Origin of the sequence: Bacillus sp. RC240, from assembly GCF_044907945.1 — a bacterium.
Taxonomy (GTDB): Bacteria; Bacillota; Bacilli; order Bacillales; family Bacillaceae_G; genus Bacillus_A; species Bacillus_A mycoides.
Map to the genome: position 1 here is coordinate 42818 of NZ_JBIYCT010000007.1, position 16641 is coordinate 59458.

Genomic DNA, 16641 nt, shown 5'->3' on the forward strand with positions numbered 1-16641 from the left:
CTGAAATAGTTCACTAAAAAAGCGTACAAGTACATACCTGTACAATTTCAATATACTAATCTATTTTTTTGTATGACACCATTCATATATGAACGCTGTTATTACTTTTGTAAATTCAATTAACTGCTCAACTTCAACTTTCTCATTTATTGAATGAGCTTCTTCTAATGTACCTGGTCCGTAAATAACAGCTGGAATGTTAAACTCACTAAACCATCCGCCATCAGTTACCGTTGCTGACATATTTAAAATTGCATTTTTAGATAAAATAGATTCATGTACTGAACTTAGCGTTTTTACAGCAACATGTTCGCTATCTACTTCTAAAGAAGGAAAAATTTCGCCACGATCCACAATCATTGATTCTCCGCCCCACTTAAATTGTGGTGGGTTCTCGCTTAACCATGGATCTGCTGCTGCCACTTTTCCTAAATACTCTTCTATTTCTTCTATTATTTGTTCATGCGTTTCATTTGGATAAAAATGTACGGTTATCCACAATCGGCACTCATCCGCAATAAATGCCGCATGACGTCCTCCTTCAATAACAGCTGGATTAATTGTTGTTGTTCCAGATGGATAGCCTTCATATGTTTTCATGACTGCCCAATGACGCTCTAATTCTTGTAAGCTTTGGACAATCTTCATCATTTTCTCAATCGCACTCGCTCCAAATAGACGTCCTCCAGCATGGATCATTTGTCTACGTGTTGCATCATGAAACGTTTGCGGGCTTTTCACTGTAATCCATCCAGTAATTACGCCGCCCTGCCCTTGCATATGTAAATTACTTGTATCAACTACTACTGCAAAATCAGCATCATAACCACGCTTACAACATTGAAGTGTCCCTGCTTCTCCTACTTCTTCGCCAATTACCGATTGAAAAATTAAATCTCCAGGTAATTCAATCCCCACTTCTTCTAAAAGCTGAATAGCAAATAAGGCTCCAGCTAGTCCACCTTTCATATCTGCCGCGCCTCTCCCAACTAACCAACCATCTTTTATAAACGGCTCAAACGGCTTTGTTTCCCACGGTTCGTCCTTTGATACTTCTGCAACATCTATATGTCCATTAATAATGAGACTTTTATGTGACTCACTTGCTGTCCCTTTTTTCACTCCAACAACATTCGGATCATTCGGATATACATCCCACTTATCAATACTAAAATTTCGTTTTTTTAGAAACTCTGCCACAAATTCTTGCGCCTCATTTGTATTTCTTGCTGGTGGTGCTGGTGTTTCAAAGCGAATTAAAGCTTTTGTAAGTTCTAGTAGCTCGTCTTTTCGTAAATCAATCTGTTTTAATAGCTGTGAAACTTCTTGATTCATTGCTAATTCCCCTTTGCATACGTAGTATGTTTCCAGCTTTATTTTTACAAAAAAAGAGACTGTTTACAATTCTACAGTCTCTAAATTCCTTGTTATTATAAATTCAATTTCAACTATAAACTTTCTAATTCTGTTGTATTCATCTTTTCGATATGTTCTATTTTACTTTTCTTACTTCTTGTAGCACGGTAAAACAGTAAACAAACGATCATAAATGGAATACCACAATATAATGCCATTCTTTGTTCTGGAATAAAAGCCATAGCTACAATTACTGTTAAATTTAATACTAAAGCAAGAATTGGAACAAATGGATACAGTGGTGTTTTAAATTTCAAATCCTTAATATCTCCCCCTTGCTTCACGTATGTCCTTCTAGCTAATAGGTTAGATAAAGCAATAGATGCCCAAACTAATATCGCTCCAAACCCAGCAATAGAAAGAAGCCATAAATAAACTGTATCTTCCGCATAAATACCTGATAGTAATGAGAGACACCCTACAAACGTACTTACAATCAATGCATAAATAGGAACACCGTTTTTAGATAACTTACCAAAAATCGGGCTAATCATTCCTTGATTAGACATAGACCATAGCATACGGGAAGTTGCATATAATCCTGAATTCGCAACTGATAGTACAGCTGTAATAATAACAAAATTTATAATATCAGCCGCATAAGGAATACCAATTTTATCAAATACAACTACGAATGGACTTTCTATCACTCCTGCTTGCTGCCAAGGAAATAGTCCCGCAAGAATAAAAATAGATAGTACAAAGAAAATAAGTATGCGCCAAACTGTATTATTAATTGCCTTCGGGATAGTTTTCTCTGGATTTTCACTCTCACCAGCTGCAATACCAACTAGTTCTGTTCCTTGGAAGGAAAAATTAACTGCAATCATCGTAATTAAAATGGCTGATAACCCATTTGGGAACAATCCACCATAATCAGTAAAGCTAGAAAACATCGGCGCTGGTTCATTTCCTTTCATATCTAGAAAACCAAACATTGCTGCCCCGCCCAAAATGATAAATGCAATAATTGTAATTACTTTAATACTTGCAAACCAGAATTCAACCTCCGCAAAACTTCTTGAAGATAACGCATTAATAACAAAGAGCAATACGGCAAACACTACGCACCAAATCCATGATGGTACATCTGGAAACCAACGTTTCATTAATATACTAACTGCAATTAATTCAATGCCTATCGTAGCCGTCCAGTTTAGCCACGACATCCATCCCACTACATAACCCGCTGCAGGTGAAATATGTTTTGTAGCATATGTTTGATACGATCCTGCATCAGGCATCGCAACCGCTAACTCTCCAAGACAGAGCATCGTTAAATACATAACAAATCCACCGACAAGATACGCTACAATCGCTCCTCCAGGTCCAGCTTCATGAATTGTATAACTGGATCCTAAAAAAAGCCCAGTACCAATAACCCCTCCGAGTGCAATCATAAATATGTGCCGACTTTTCAATTCTCTTTTTAATCCCTGGTTTTGATCCATCATATAAATCCCCCCTTTTCACTTTGCAAACCCATTTAATGTAAGCGTTTTTAAAATTCTTCATAGTAAAAATAATTATTTAAAAGAGCAAAATACATATTACTACTATTAATCACTACCTGTTATTAAAAGGTCATCCCTCACTGTTATTAATAGTTTTTGATCAGCGATAGCTTGTCCTTCTACCACTTCTAATGATTCGATATAACCACTGATTCCCACTTTAATTTCCACCTGCTGCTTATCTATTGTTTCAATTAACGCTAATTTTTCCCACTCATATACGTAAGAACTTTCAGTAACAAATAATTTCTCTACTTTCCCGTAACAAGGACTATATACGCCTTCTATAACCGTCTTCACTTTATAAATTCCTCCCTCTTATTAATTGAAACTGAAACGTTGCATACACTATAAAGATTCATAATCCCCCTACTCTTTAAATTTAGAGATCTTAACTACTATTCATGCAAAATACGTACCAACCTTAATACCTATGTAAAATTAGGATTTCTTACGAAAAAAATCTGCATAACCGCAAAATTTTTCTATCATTTGAAAATTTTTAAGAGAAAATAGCAAAAAAATTTTGCGATTTTATAAGAATTTTAATAAAATTATAAAAAGTCAGTCTTCATAGGGTATAACGAGGAGAAGATAATACATGCATACAGAAGAAATCAATTTTAAAAAGATTATTGAAATGAATGTGCTATACGAAACTTTACTCAATGAACTAGATATTGGGATCCATATTATTAATGAGGAAAGTAAAACGATTATCTATAACCGTAAAATGATGGAAATTGAATCAATGGATCGCTTAGATGTGCTAGATAAAAATCCTTTAGAAGTATTTGCATTTGAAGAAAATAAAAATAGTACTCTTATAGAGGCTTTAAAACTTGGAAAAACAAACAAAAATATAAAACAAACGTATTTTAACAATAAAGGACAAGAGATTACGACGATTAACGATACTTTTCCTATAATAGAAAATGGAAAAATTAAAGGCGCTATTGAAATTTCAAAAGAGATTAGTCATTTAAAGCAAACAATGAAAACGAACCTTTCTCGAAAACAAAATACTAAGTTTACCTTTGATCACATAATTGGTGATTCTAGAGCTATTCAATCGGTCATTACAGAAGCAAAGAGAGTAATACGTACGCCATCCTCCATACTTATCATCGGGGAAACAGGGACCGGTAAAGAGCTATTTGCGCAAAGCATCCATAATGAAAGCCAGCGTTCAACAAAACCATTTATTTCGCAAAACTGTGCCGCTATACCAGAAACCTTAATGGAAAGTTTACTATTTGGTACAAATCGAGGTGCTTTTACAGGAGCAATAGATAAACCTGGTTTATTTGAAGAGGCAAATGGGGGAACTTTATTATTAGATGAAATCAACTCATTAAGCCCAGCACTTCAAGCTAAATTATTGCGTGCTATACAAGAAAAAACAATACGAAGAATTGGGGGCGCGCAAGAAAAAGAAATTGATGTTCGTATTATAGCAACTATTAATGAAGACCCTCTTGAAGCCATAGCGTACAATCGATTAAGGCAAGACTTATATTACCGATTAAGCGTTGTTACTTTATGTCTTCCACCTTTACGGGAACGAAAAGAAGATATTGCATATCTTGTTCAACACTTTATTGAAAAATACAATATCCAATTTGATCTTAGCGTAAAAGATGTAGATTTAAACGTAAATAACTTCTTCTATCAATACGATTGGCCTGGTAATGTGAGAGAACTAGAACATATAATTGAAGGATCCATGAACTTAATAGAAGATGAAGATATCATTACAGTGTTCCATATGCCAACGCACTTTCGCGAACTAGCAAAAAAGGAACTCAATATGCAGACTCCACTAACTAGTCACAATACTGATACGCCACAAAATTTAAAACGTATAATCGAAGAAATGGAAAAAAAATATATCCATCAAATTCTTAAAGAAAATAAAGGTAATATCTCACAAGCCGCAAAGTTTTTAGGATTGAGCAGACAAAACTTACAATATCGAATTAAAAAATTGCACTTACACATATGAAATGAATATTTCTCCAAGTACAAGTAACTATTTGGAAAAATACGTTATAATTTACATGTGACATGATAGAAAGGGGCGATATATATGAGTAATGATAAAAAATTAAAGTTATTACAATACTTATACCTTCTTCCTGCCGTTCTATGTATGATGTTATTCATTAATATTGATATGAACAGCTTTCCTTATGCAAAGCTATTAGCCACAATTAGCGGCTCCTTTGCAGCTATTATGCTTGCTGCTTTTTGGAATTTGAAGCTACGTATGAAAAGAGAAAAATCTTCTTAAACGAACAAAGTTAATTATCATAAAAAACACGAGACGGTTACCGCTCTCGTGTTTTTTCATTCTACTCTCTTTATCTCAATGATTTGAAATTTAACTCAAAATTAGTTATATACTGAAAAAATGTACTTTAGTAAAATCGACAAATTTCGACATTTTGTTTTTATTATATTTGTTATCATGTAAGTTCTAAATCTGACATTTCAACATCTTTGAAGATTGTTTATATAAACTTCACTTATGTTAATAACATGTAGTTCATTTTGTTGAACTAACAAATTGTGAGTTGGATGAAAAAGCTAATAAATATTTTCTAAAAGGTGGTTACTATGAAAAGAACAGCAGAATTTGTATTAGGATTAATTGGTGGTATATTCGGGATTTTATGTGCATTCATTGCTTTATTTATCGGAGGCATAGGAGCAGCAGTTGAAGCTGACGGAGCTAATCAAATTATTGGATTAGGCTGGGCTGCTGTAGCTCTTTCAATATTGGGGATTGTTGGATGTGTTATGGTTAAGAGCAAAGCTAAAGTAGGTGGCATTATGATGACTATCGCTGCCATTGGTGGATTTATTTGTATTTCTATTGTTTACTTATTACCAGGTGTTTTATTATTAATCGGCGGATTAATGGGGATTTTCCGAAAAGATAAGACTACTGCATCAGCATAAAAGAAGAAGCACTCAAATGAGTGCTTTTTTCTTATTCATATCTTTTCTAAAACTCAATCTTCTCCAAGTACAATCCACTCGCCTCAGCAAGACAATTAATTTGATTACGTTGTTTTTCCTCTAAAATGTTTGGAATTGCGTCCGCCTCTAATTGTCCTAATCCAACTTCAATTAATGCTCCAACAATTTTCCGCACCATGTTATGAAGGAATCCGTTACCACTTACTCTAATTTGTACAAATCCTGATTCTTCGGAAACATCAAGTGTATACACTTCTCGAACCATAGATTTTTTCTTAGACTTTGCATTTGAAAAAGCAGTGAAGTCATGTGAACCAATTAAATGTTTCGCAGCCTCTTTCATGCTTTTCACATTTAATTGTTTATTCACGTGCATGCTGTATTTACGCATAAATGGGTTCGTATGCTCTTCATTCCAAATTTTATAAAGATATGTTTTTGCTTTAGAATTGTAACGAGCATGGAAACGATCTGGTACTTCTTCTACACTCGTAATACTAATATCATTTGGTAAATATTGATTTAAATACTTTTTCACTTTATTTTCTACTAACTTCTCATCACTTTGAAAGTTAGCTACTTGGTTCAAAGCGTGTACACCAGCATCCGTTCTACTACAGCCGATAATTTCAGTTTCTTTTCCGACCATTTCAGATATTATACTTTCGATTTTCCCTTGAATCGTATTGTCATTATTCCCAAGACGTTGCCACCCTTTATAACGCGCACCGTCATATTGAATCGTCAATTTATAATTGTTCATCGTATTCTCCTTACTTCCATTCGCTAAATAAAATATACCCTCACATAGCTCCTGCTTTGTGAGGGACATATCCTTATTGAATGTTACTTTCTAACAAGTTTCACTACATTTTCTACATGAGCGGTATGCGGGAACATATCAACTGGTTGCACATACTCCACTTCATAACTCTTCATTAATGTTTGCACATCACGTGCTAATGAGGATGGATTACAAGACACGTAAACAACTTGTTTCGGTTTCACTTTTAAAATCGTTTCAAGTAATTTATCATCGCAACCTGTACGCGGTGGATCGACAACAATGACATCTGGACTCCAGCCTTCTTTCACCCATTTTGGTAACCATTGTTCCGCTTTACCAGCTTCATACTTTGCATTTGTGAATCCGTGGCGTTTTGCATTTTTCTTTGCATCTTCAATCGCTTCTGGAATTACATCCATACCACGTACTTCCGCTGCATCATTCGCAAGCCAAAGTCCAATTGTACCGACACCGCAATACGCATCCACAATCTTCTCGTTTCCTGTTAAAGCAGCTGCTTTTTTCGCTTCATCGTATAAAACAACAGTTTGTTCTGGATTTAATTGGAAGAATGCGCGTGCTGATAATTCAAATGATAAATCACCTAGTGTTTCTTGAATTACTTCTTTTCCAGCTAATTTAAATGTTTTATCACCGAAAATAACAGATGTTTTACGCCAGTTTACGTTTTGCATAATTGATTTAACACTTGGCATTTGTTTTTGTACTTCTGCGATAAATTGATCTTTATTTGGTAATTCTTCTTTTGTTGTAATAAGTGTGACTTGCACTTCCCCTGTTTGAACTGCAGTACGTGTCACAATTGTGCGTACTAAACCTTTTTGTTTTTTCTCATTGTAAATAGAAACATTTAATTTTTCTAATATACGTCTTACAACTTTTGTCGCTTCATTCGTTGCTTTATGTTGAATCATGCAATGAGAAATATCAATTAACTGATGTGAGTTTTGCTTATATAACCCTGTAATAACCTTTTCGTCTTTACGCCCCACTTGCAATTGACTTTTATTACGATAATGCCATGGATTTTCCATACCAAGCGTCGGGCGAATTTTCTCTTCTAGACTGTCATTCATATACTTCTCGAATGCTTGTACAACGATATCACGCTTTTGATTTAATTGTTCTTTATAATCTAGATGCTGCAATTGACAGCCACCACACTCCTCATATACTGAACATGGTGCTTTCACACGATGTGGTGATGATTTACGAACTTTTTTCACTTTCGCTTCAGCGAAGCCACGCTGAATTTTCGTTGCTTCAGCAACAACTTCTTCTCCTGGCAATGCCCCTGGAATGAAAACAACTTGTCTCTTAAAATAACCAACGCCTTCTCCGTTAATCCCAAGACGTTTAATTGTCACAGGAAACGTTTGACCAACTTCCAACTTACTCTCTTGTTGCTTTTGTATCATTATTACACCTCTACTCTATACTTTTCCATAAATATAACGCTGCATAACTGCAATATGGTTCACACTCTTGTTTCACTTTTTCTAAAAATGCATCATCAGGCTTATCATCTAATTGAAATACACCTTGCACTGCGCGCTGAATTCCAATGTCTGCTTTTGGAAACATATTTTTCCGACCAAGCCCAAACATTAAAAAGTTTTGCACTGTCCATGCCCCAATACCCCTTATTGGTAACAATTGTGCCGATACTTCTTCTTCTGTTTCGTTTTCTATCCTTGCTAAATCTAATTTACCGCCTACAATATGTTTTGCTAATCCTACTATATATTCGGCTTTTCGCTGACTAAACTTCTGCTCTCTCAATTCTTCTATTGAAATGTTCGCTACTCTTTCTGGTGTTGGGAAAAAGAAAACGCCGTTCTTCTCTGTCCCATATCGCTTTACAAATTGATCTGTTAGCACAGTAGCAAATTTCAAATTTATTTGTTGATGAATAATACAGCGAAGAAGACAAGCGAAATAATCGAATTCTAAAATAATTGGAGTATAAGCATATGTTTCAAATAGTGGACGTAATGATGTGTTTAAAAAATGATTTTGTATATTTTGAAACGGTTCATTCCAGTGAAAAATGGACCTCATTCGTTTCATTACTTTCTCTTGATCTCCTGCCTGACTAGAGATCCAAAACTGTGGATTTTGAACAGTACCAATCCCTTGCAAACGAACAACAATCTGTTCTTCGTCTATAAAAAGCGGGACATAAATTACTTTCTCGTCTAATTGAATGACGTTTAACGGGTCGAAAGATAAACGCTTTAGTACTTCCTCAAAATGGTACGGATATTCTAACGTAACATGTTCGCTCCACATACGTTTCCCCATCCTTTTTACACATCATTATAGCATGAGAAAACCGCAAGCATACATGCTTACGGTTGATTGCTTTTTACTAAATCATCTAGGCTTTTAAAATGATACCCTTTCTCGCGCAAATCATCAATGATTTTCGCAAGTGCTTCTGCATTATCTTTTGATATTGCATGAAGTAACAAAACAGATCCTGGATGAATCATAGTCATTACATTATTATGAGCGTATTGCCATCCTCTTTGCTGATCTACTTTCCAATCAAGAAATGCAAGCGACCAAAACACGTTATGATATCCCATTTCTTTCGTAAGAGCTAACGTTCTTTCGCTAAATACACCTCGCGGAGGGCGTACATATTTCACTTCTTTTTGCCCTGTTACTTTTTTAATCTCTTCCGTTACGCTCGTTAATTCTTCACGAAGTTTTGCATCATTTACTGTTGTAAAATCTGGATGACTCCAAGAATGATTACCAATAATATGTCCTTCATTTTTCATTCTTAATAATAAATCTTTTTGTGTTTTTATATAATGTCCCGTCACAAAGAAAGTTGCTGGTACTTTTTTCTCCTTTAATACATCTAAAATCTTTCCTGTATATCCATTTTCGTATCCATTATCAAATGTTAAATAAATATCTTTTTTCTTCGTATCTCCTAAATAAAACCCACCATTTTTTTGTAGTAATTCTGTATATAGTTTCCCTGCATCTGGCACCGTTTCATTTTTAGGACGTGGGATTCCCCAGCTATGTGATGTATTCGTATAAGCAAATGTTGAAACTGGAACAAGTGCCATCATAATTGAAAAAATGAGACCTATATATAACCATTTATATTTCATAAATAGTCTCCTTTCCATATATAATCGTACCTGTAGTTTCTGTTTCCCTGCTTTCTTTCATGCTGAACATGTTTTTCTATATATACCAAAAAATGCACCTCGAATAATTCGAGATGCACTTCTCTTTACTTAAATACAGGTTCTTTAAAGCTCGCCAATTTTTCAAGTGATGTTTTATCAACATCAGCATGTAAACTTTTACCATGAGAATCCATCGTTACAACTGCTTTAAAACCATCGATACGTAAATGCCACATTGCCTCTGGGATACCGAATTGTAAGAAATCAACATCTTTCACTTCTTTAATACATTCAGCATAATATTGCGCTGCACCACCAATTGCATTTAAGTACACACCACCGTGTCCTTCTAAAGCTGCTAATGTTTTAGCACCCATACCACCTTTACCAATTACAGCACGAATACCAAACTTTTTCATAATATCGCCTTGATATGGCTCTTCACGAATACTTGTCGTTGGACCTGCCGCTTTAATTTGCCAATTATCATTTTCATCTTTCACTACAACTGGACCACAATGATAAATAATTTGTCCATTTAAATCTACTGGACAATCGTTATCCATTAAATGTTTATGAATCGCATCACGTCCTGTATACATCATGCCGTTAATTGTAACAACATCACCAACACGAAGTTCACGAATTTGCTCTTCTGTAATTGGAGCTTGTAATACGATTTCACGCTGCTCTGTTTGTTCTTGCGCAGCGTCTTGTTGAAGTGTATCTTCACCTTCTTGGTATAACCAATCCATAATTTCACCTGTTTCAGGATGAATTGTTACGCCAAGACGACGATATGCCCAACAATTATACGCAACAGATACGTAGAAGCTCGCTGGCAAACGATTATATACTCCAATTTTGCAACCTAATAAAGTTGTTTCTCCGCCAAATCCCATCGTACCAATGCCAAGCTTATTCGCATTCTCTAATACATACTCTTCAAGCTTGTGTAATTCTGGAACTGGATTTACATCATCTAATGTACGGAATAATTGATTTTTTGCTAATTCGTAACCTGATGTGCGGTCTCCCCCGATACCGACGCCGATTACTCCTGCGCTACACCCTTGACCTTGCGCTTGATATACTGCATGAAGAAGGCATTTACGAATTCCTTCTAAATCACGCCCAGCTCGTCCAAGTCCTTCTATTTCACAAGGCAGGCTATATTGAATATTTTTATTCTCACAACCGCCGCCCTTTAAAATTAAACGTGCATCAATGTAATCTTTTTCCCATTGTTCAAACTTAATAACAGGTGTACCTGGTCCTAAATTGTTTCCGCTATTGTCTCCAAAAAGAGAATCAACAGAGTTTGGACGAAGTTTACCATCTTTTGTCGCCCGCTCAAGCGCACTATAGATAGCTTCCTTCAGTTTTAATTGATTCACACCAACTGGTGTATAAATTTTAAACGTTGGCATCCCTGTATCTTGGCAAATTGGCGAGATATTATCATCTGCCATTTTAATGTTATTCGTAATTGTGCCAAGTGCCATCGCTGAACGAGTCCCTGCATTTTCTCGTTCTTTCGCTTGTTGAATTGCGCGACGAACATCTTTCGGTAAGTTCGTTGACGTTTCAACAATTAGTTGATACATGCTTTCTTGAAGCTTTTCCATTGTTACTTCCCCCTCAATTGTGAACGCTACCAAAACGTTATGAAATGAAAATTCCATTGTTATACTCTTCAGCTGTTTATTTATTTCACGCCATTAAAGGTTAAATGAAATTTTTCACAACTTGATTATACCTTTTTTTCTATATTCCTTCTATTATCCGTACAGAAAAAGGCTGCCAATTTTGTAGTGGCAGCCTTTTTAATATATTATTCGTCTTTTTTAAATTGCTCACATTTCAGTTCTAATTCATCTAACATTGCAAGAAGACGATCTACATCTTCTAATTCTACCTCTTCTGGTTCAATCGTATCAATTACTTCAATGAACATATTTAAACGTTCTTTCAAATATACTAGTTGTGAATCTTTACCTTGAATTGCTTTTCCCATGAAGGCACTCTCCTTTTAATTCGAGTTGCTTTTATTATACCGCAAAAATGATTGCTATGGGCATGTAATTTCATCAATTTTGTCGCAGTAATTCATTATAATGTAAGCCCTCTCTCTTTTTTCACAAAAAAGTTTCACTTTATAAAAAGTACATATTCTTCTATTATAGAGAATGGACAAATTGTTATTTCAATAGTCAAAGGAGTATTTCATATGACGATATCACAAATAATGAAGCCGATTACTCCTTCTTACGATCCATGGGAAGCGTATATGGACCTTGAAGAGTACGGCAAACTACTATTAACAAACGTTGAGTTTACAACGACGACGTTATGCAATATGCGTTGCGAGCATTGCGCTGTTGGTTACACATTACAGCCGAAAGATCCAAACCCGCTTCCGATGGAGCTTTTATTAAAACGATTAGATGAGATTCCTCATTTACGTTCTTTAAGTATTACAGGCGGAGAACCTATGCTTTCAAAAAAATCCGTCGACAACTATGTAACACCACTCTTAAAATACGCCCATGAACGAGGCGTTCGCACTCAAATCAACTCAAACTTAACTATAGATTTAGCACGTTACGAACAAATTATTCCCTACTTAGATGTATTGCACATTTCACATAATTGGGGAACAATCGATGACTTCGTTGAAGGCGGATTTGCAATGATGGAGCGTAAGCCTACTTATGAACAGCGCGCTAAATTATTTGAAAGAATGATTACAAATAGTAAAGCTCTATCAGAGGCAGGTGTACTCGTATCAGCCGAAACTATGTTAAACAAACGAACTCTACCACATATTGAACATATTCACCGTCAAATCGTTGAAGAAATGGGCTGTAAACGTCATGAAGTGCACCCGATGTATCCGAGTGACTTCGCTAGCACACTTGAAATTTTAACAAAAGAAGAAATTCGAAATGCAGTTGAACATTTATTAGAGATCCGTGATGAAAATGTGTGGATGTTATTCGGAACATTACCTTTCTATGCATGTAGTGATAATGAACACGATTTAGCTACACTAAAGAAATTACATGAAAGTAAAAATGTAACTGTCCGCAATGATCCAGATGGTCGTTCTCGTTTGAACGTAAATATTTTCGATGGAAATATTATCGTGACCGACTTCGGTGATGTCCCGCTTCTAGGTAATGTACAAACAAATACACTACAAGAAGCTTACGACAAATGGTGTGACTCAAAAACAGCAAAATCATTAAGTTGCCATTGTCCTGCTGTGAAATGCCTTGGACCGAATGTTCTTGTAAAAAATAGCTACTATCCAAAAGAAGATTTCTTATCAAAAACATCAAACATTATGTTATAAATAAAAAACGTCAGCTTATAGGCTGACGTTTTTTATTTCATTGTGCATGCGATGAAGAAACAAATTTAAAAAATAAATGATCATGAATTGGAATAGCAGCTCCGATTCCTTGAGATGTAATATTTTTCACGACAAGCTTTTTTTGATTCCCTTTTAACACAAGGTAGACTTCTCCAAATGTTACTTTTCCTTTTTCATTTACTGCTGGTGTATACGCATATAAATATCCAAGTTGACTTGGACTAATATTATAAACACGCTCATGTCCGGTACCATAACCAATGGTTGTTTTAAATGAAAGTGGCAATTGTACTTTTTCAAGCGCTTTTAGAAGCATCATTTTTTTCACATCTGTAGTATCTTTCATATCTGCTGTTAAATCACCTTCGATTGTCTTTTGGGTTTCTTGCTTATAGCGAAGTGGGTATAAGCGATCCCCTCCGCGATTATCATATACATTTCGATTTACTTGCTTATATTCCCAATTAATCGATGTGTCTATTGACTCATAATTTAATGCCCATTGCCCTAAATAAATTTTCGCTCGGTACCCTACTGCAAGCGGTGCATTCGAAATTGTCGTTTCATTAAACATTCGAATTAAATCTGGGTTTTCAATTTTAATATTTGTTGTTTTCAATAATTCTTGAGCAAACTTACTCGGCTGTAAACGTGGTAAATCTTGTGCATCATTTGGAAATGTATTATCTTTTGAAATATTTAAAACAGATGAAGGCATTTTTACTTCTACTGTCGTCTTTGCAAAACTACTGTTAGGAAATAATAAAATAAACGAGACCATAGTTGAAAGACATATGCTGTACACTCGTTTCACCTGTCAGGCTCCTTCCTACGTAAAGGTATATAAATTACTGTATTTATTGTTTTCCCTCAAACACATTGTTATCCCTATTTTTCATAATAAATAAAAACCAATTCCCATAATGACATACGCAGCTAATAAAGTGCCTCCTTCAAACCAGTTTGTATCCCCATCATTTGAAATAGCAATAGTTAAGAAAACAGCTGTAATCATGGAAACAAGCTCTGGTATTGTAAATACTAACGGCATCTTTTGTGCAAAAAACATCGAAAGAAGTACTAACACAGGAGCAACAAACATGGCGATTTGTAATGTAGAACCTACTGCAATTTCAACGGCGATATTCACTTTATTTTTATACGCCATAATAATTGCAGATGCATGTTCTGCTGCATTACCAACAATCGCAACGATAATAACCCCTATAAATAACTCTGACCAGCCAAATGACTTTGCAACCGTTTCAAAAGTATGTACGAGTGCCTCTGAAACATAAGCTACCGCAATTGTTGCTATCGCTAAAACGAGTAGCGCTTTACCTTTCGACCACTCAGGCTCCTCCTCATGTACTTCTTCATCGCTCTTATGTTGATATACACCGCGGTGTGTAACTAACTTAAATAGCAATGCAGCAAGGTACATAATGATCATAATAATAGAAACACCAATACTTAATTGATACGTCTTTCCAGCATCCATTTTCATTGAAAAAATCTCTGGAATAACAAAAGCTACGACAACAGCAAATATTAATAAAGCTGAATTATGCCTTGCATCGTAAACATTAAAGCTTTGTCTTTTATATTTAAGGCCTCCTATAAAGAAGGATAGCCCTCCTACTAATAGTAAGTTTCCAAGTACAGAACCAGTTAAAGATGCTAGCACTACTTCAATTAATCCTGCTTGAAGTGCGAAAATTGAAATGATAAGTTCAACCGCATTACCAAAAGTAGCATTTAATAATCCACCTATCCGAGGTCCAGAAACAATTGCTAAACTTTCTGTTGCTCTCCCCATAAACCCCGCTAATGCGATAATCGTAATGCAATATACAGCAAACATAATTGTTTGAGGCCAATGCAATGTTTTTCCGAGTACAGAAAGTGGTACACCTATAAGCGCTACTATAAGAAATATTTTATTAAACATGCTTTCCATCCTTCCATCTTCTGTATTTCTCCTCAATATTATTATTATTCTTCTCCTAACTTGTCCGATTTCATCACAATTACGTTTAAAAAATCGAATTGAAGAAAACAGTATGAAAGATATTTAAATTGTCTTGTTTAGACAGAAAGAATTAAAAATTGAAAAGAGGTTAAAAGCATGCACTTAAAAGAAAAAATCGCAACTATTATTCAAGGTCAACGAACAGGTATATTATCTACTGTACGTAACGATAAGCCACATGGTGCCTTTATGATGTTTTTCCACGAAGATTTTGTACTATATGTTGCAACAGATCGAAATTCAAAAAAGATAACAGATATCGAGAAGAATCCAAATGTGCACGTACTACTTGGACGAGAGGGAAAGAAATTAGATGAAGATTACATTGAAGTTGAAGGTATCGCTTCCATCGAAGAAGATCAAACATTAAAAAACAAATTTTGGACTAATAGCTTAAAACGCTGGTTACTCGGTTCGGAAGATCCTAATTACGTACTAATAAAAATCAATCCTGATACAATTTATTACATCGATAGTGCTGGTGCGACCGATCCCGAGTTTTTACGACTATAAAATAAAAACAAGCCCCCCTTAGGTGGGCTTGTTTTGTCGAAAGGTTCTTCTGAAAAAACAATAAAATAGGTGGAACTTTCTAAAGATTCTGTTATATAATAGCAGTAACTTAAATAAACTGTATTAAAACAGATTGAGGGGAGAAATAAAAATTGATGAAAAGAGAAGAACGAAAAAACATGATTGAGTTTATTGAAAAGAAAAAAGGGATTGAACGTGACGAATTATTATTTATGACAGACGATGAAGTAGAGCATATTTATAATGTAACGTACTTTTTATATGAAGAAATAGCAGAGTAGTATAATAAACCCCCACCTTATTAAAAATATAGGGCGGGGGTTTATTTCGTTTTTTATACATGAGAATGATTTTCATGTATAATAATGTAAGATTGGAGGAATTTCACTATGAGTTCATGGCTATTATTCGCACTATTATCAGCAATTGCTGCTGCCCTCGTATCTATTTTTGGAAAGATTGGCTTAGATGGAATCGATGCCAACGTTGCAACAACGATTCGCTCTATTATTATGGCATTATTTATGGTAGGAGTTATTATTATACAAGGTAAATTTCAAAATATCGGTGATGTCCTCCTAAATAAAAAAGCACTGCTATTTATCACATTAAGTGGAATCGCTGGTGCTTCGTCATGGCTATTTTATTTTCTTGCATTAAAAACAGGAAAAGTTTCACAAGTAGCACCTATCGATAAATTAAGCGTAGTATTTTCCATTATTCTCGCGATGATTATATTAGGTGAAAAGTTAAACTTTATGACTGGTATTGGTGTAGTCTTTATTACAGCTGGTGTATTATTTGTTGCTTTCAGCTAA

At 35.0% G+C, this 16641-nt stretch carries 18 protein-coding genes; 7 read left to right on the forward strand and 11 right to left on the reverse strand.

Features of this window, described 5'->3' with window-relative positions; all coding sequences use genetic code 11:
- Positions 1 to 60: 60 nt before the first annotated feature.
- The 3 genes from ABH955_RS20915 to ABH955_RS20925 all read right to left on the reverse strand — a co-directional run bounded on the left by ABH955_RS20915 (position 61) and on the right by ABH955_RS20925 (position 3230).
- Positions 61 to 1335 carry an acetylornithine deacetylase gene (locus ABH955_RS20915; protein WP_404449280.1) on the reverse strand — a complete coding sequence of 425 codons (1275 nt, stop codon included), beginning with the start codon at positions 1333 to 1335 and terminating at the stop codon, positions 61 to 63.
- A gap of 113 nt (positions 1336 to 1448) precedes the next feature.
- Positions 1449 to 2870 (reverse strand): amino acid permease, encoded by a 1422-nt coding sequence (locus tag ABH955_RS20920; RefSeq protein WP_404457931.1) that lies wholly within the window; start codon positions 2868 to 2870, stop codon positions 1449 to 1451.
- Between the two features lie 105 nt (positions 2871 to 2975).
- Positions 2976 to 3230 (reverse strand): biotin/lipoyl attachment domain-containing protein, encoded by a 255-nt coding sequence (locus tag ABH955_RS20925; RefSeq protein WP_002010281.1) that lies wholly within the window; start codon positions 3228 to 3230, stop codon positions 2976 to 2978.
- 301 nt (positions 3231 to 3531) lie between these two features.
- Here ABH955_RS20925 and ABH955_RS20930 point away from each other — a divergent pair, with 301 nt between their 5' ends.
- The 3 genes from ABH955_RS20930 (at position 3532) to ABH955_RS20940 (ending at position 5894) form a co-directional block, all read left to right on the forward strand.
- A complete protein-coding gene (locus ABH955_RS20930) occupies positions 3532 to 4935 on the forward strand; it encodes a sigma-54 interaction domain-containing protein (protein ID WP_404449284.1) in 1404 nt (467 codons plus the stop codon).
- Between the two features lie 84 nt (positions 4936 to 5019).
- On the forward strand, positions 5020 to 5223 hold the full coding sequence (locus ABH955_RS20935) for a hypothetical protein (protein ID WP_002091158.1): 204 nt from the start codon (positions 5020 to 5022) through the stop codon (positions 5221 to 5223).
- 326 nt (positions 5224 to 5549) lie between these two features.
- Positions 5550 to 5894, forward strand: coding sequence for a DUF4064 domain-containing protein (locus tag ABH955_RS20940; protein ID WP_002091161.1), 345 nt, complete (start codon positions 5550 to 5552; stop codon positions 5892 to 5894).
- 46 nt (positions 5895 to 5940) lie between these two features.
- Here the strand turns inward: ABH955_RS20940 and truA are convergent, their stop codons facing one another.
- From truA to ABH955_RS20970, 6 genes are all read right to left on the reverse strand, one after another.
- Positions 5941 to 6678, reverse strand: coding sequence for a tRNA pseudouridine(38-40) synthase TruA (gene truA / locus ABH955_RS20945; RefSeq protein ID WP_404449287.1), 738 nt, complete (start codon positions 6676 to 6678; stop codon positions 5941 to 5943).
- An 83-nt stretch (positions 6679 to 6761) separates the two neighbouring features.
- Positions 6762 to 8141, reverse strand: a complete 1380-nt coding sequence (gene rlmD, locus ABH955_RS20950; protein ID WP_219300347.1) for a 23S rRNA (uracil(1939)-C(5))-methyltransferase RlmD — start codon at positions 8139 to 8141, stop codon at positions 6762 to 6764.
- A gap of 10 nt (positions 8142 to 8151) precedes the next feature.
- Positions 8152 to 9015 carry a DNA-3-methyladenine glycosylase family protein gene (locus tag ABH955_RS20955; protein WP_085308942.1) on the reverse strand — a complete coding sequence of 288 codons (864 nt, stop codon included), beginning with the start codon at positions 9013 to 9015 and terminating at the stop codon, positions 8152 to 8154.
- Positions 9016 to 9074: 59 nt separating this feature from the next.
- Positions 9075 to 9857 (reverse strand): delta-lactam-biosynthetic de-N-acetylase, encoded by a 783-nt coding sequence (pdaA, locus tag ABH955_RS20960; RefSeq protein WP_002091167.1) that lies wholly within the window; start codon positions 9855 to 9857, stop codon positions 9075 to 9077.
- 125 nt (positions 9858 to 9982) lie between these two features.
- Positions 9983 to 11506, reverse strand: coding sequence for a class I fumarate hydratase (fumA, locus tag ABH955_RS20965; protein ID WP_404449290.1), 1524 nt, complete (start codon positions 11504 to 11506; stop codon positions 9983 to 9985).
- A 206-nt stretch (positions 11507 to 11712) separates the two neighbouring features.
- Positions 11713 to 11895, reverse strand: coding sequence for an SE1561 family protein (locus tag ABH955_RS20970; protein ID WP_002010264.1), 183 nt, complete (start codon positions 11893 to 11895; stop codon positions 11713 to 11715).
- A gap of 213 nt (positions 11896 to 12108) precedes the next feature.
- Between ABH955_RS20970 and yfkAB the strand changes: the two genes are divergently transcribed.
- A complete protein-coding gene (yfkAB, locus tag ABH955_RS20975) occupies positions 12109 to 13236 on the forward strand; it encodes a radical SAM/CxCxxxxC motif protein YfkAB (protein ID WP_002125019.1) in 1128 nt (375 codons plus the stop codon).
- A gap of 37 nt (positions 13237 to 13273) precedes the next feature.
- Here the strand turns inward: yfkAB and ABH955_RS20980 are convergent, their stop codons facing one another.
- Both ABH955_RS20980 and cax read right to left on the reverse strand, forming a co-directional pair.
- Entirely contained in the window at positions 13274 to 14071 is a 798-nt protein-coding gene (locus ABH955_RS20980; protein ID WP_002091172.1) for a YfkD famly protein, read from the reverse strand.
- A gap of 81 nt (positions 14072 to 14152) precedes the next feature.
- On the reverse strand, positions 14153 to 15208 hold the full coding sequence (cax, locus tag ABH955_RS20985) for a calcium/proton exchanger (RefSeq protein WP_113937971.1): 1056 nt from the start codon (positions 15206 to 15208) through the stop codon (positions 14153 to 14155).
- 177 nt (positions 15209 to 15385) lie between these two features.
- Here cax and ABH955_RS20990 point away from each other — a divergent pair, with 177 nt between their 5' ends.
- The 3 genes from ABH955_RS20990 to ABH955_RS21000 all read left to right on the forward strand — a co-directional run bounded on the left by ABH955_RS20990 (position 15386) and on the right by ABH955_RS21000 (position 16641).
- Positions 15386 to 15802: a pyridoxamine 5'-phosphate oxidase family protein gene (locus tag ABH955_RS20990; protein WP_012260266.1), complete on the forward strand. Its 417-nt coding sequence runs from the start codon at positions 15386 to 15388 to the stop codon at positions 15800 to 15802.
- A 155-nt stretch (positions 15803 to 15957) separates the two neighbouring features.
- Positions 15958 to 16104, forward strand: a complete 147-nt coding sequence (locus tag ABH955_RS20995) for a BH0509 family protein (protein ID WP_000817786.1) — start codon at positions 15958 to 15960, stop codon at positions 16102 to 16104.
- Positions 16105 to 16212: 108 nt separating this feature from the next.
- Complete coding sequence (locus ABH955_RS21000; RefSeq protein ID WP_002091176.1) at positions 16213 to 16641, forward strand: EamA family transporter; 429 nt, start codon at positions 16213 to 16215, stop codon at positions 16639 to 16641.

Coding starts and splice junctions, on each gene's coding strand:
- ABH955_RS20995 (WP_000817786.1), top strand. CDS start 15,958: ATGAAAAGAGAAGAACGAAAAAACATGATTGAGTTTATTGAAAAGAAA.
- truA (WP_404449287.1), bottom strand. CDS start 6,678: ATGAACAATTATAAATTGACGATTCAATATGACGGTGCGCGTTATAAA.
- ABH955_RS20935 (WP_002091158.1), top strand. CDS start 5,020: ATGAGTAATGATAAAAAATTAAAGTTATTACAATACTTATACCTTCTT.
- ABH955_RS20920 (WP_404457931.1), bottom strand. CDS start 2,870: ATGATGGATCAAAACCAGGGATTAAAAAGAGAATTGAAAAGTCGGCAC.
- ABH955_RS20970 (WP_002010264.1), bottom strand. CDS start 11,895: ATGGGAAAAGCAATTCAAGGTAAAGATTCACAACTAGTATATTTGAAA.
- ABH955_RS20990 (WP_012260266.1), top strand. CDS start 15,386: ATGCACTTAAAAGAAAAAATCGCAACTATTATTCAAGGTCAACGAACA.
- ABH955_RS21000 (WP_002091176.1), top strand. CDS start 16,213: ATGAGTTCATGGCTATTATTCGCACTATTATCAGCAATTGCTGCTGCC.
- ABH955_RS20940 (WP_002091161.1), top strand. CDS start 5,550: ATGAAAAGAACAGCAGAATTTGTATTAGGATTAATTGGTGGTATATTC.
- pdaA (WP_002091167.1), bottom strand. CDS start 9,857: ATGAAATATAAATGGTTATATATAGGTCTCATTTTTTCAATTATGATG.
- yfkAB (WP_002125019.1), top strand. CDS start 12,109: ATGACGATATCACAAATAATGAAGCCGATTACTCCTTCTTACGATCCA.
- ABH955_RS20930 (WP_404449284.1), top strand. CDS start 3,532: ATGCATACAGAAGAAATCAATTTTAAAAAGATTATTGAAATGAATGTG.
- cax (WP_113937971.1), bottom strand. CDS start 15,208: ATGTTTAATAAAATATTTCTTATAGTAGCGCTTATAGGTGTACCACTT.
- rlmD (WP_219300347.1), bottom strand. CDS start 8,141: ATGATACAAAAGCAACAAGAGAGTAAGTTGGAAGTTGGTCAAACGTTT.
- fumA (WP_404449290.1), bottom strand. CDS start 11,506: ATGGAAAAGCTTCAAGAAAGCATGTATCAACTAATTGTTGAAACGTCA.
- ABH955_RS20955 (WP_085308942.1), bottom strand. CDS start 9,015: ATGTGGAGCGAACATGTTACGTTAGAATATCCGTACCATTTTGAGGAA.
- ABH955_RS20915 (WP_404449280.1), bottom strand. CDS start 1,335: ATGAATCAAGAAGTTTCACAGCTATTAAAACAGATTGATTTACGAAAA.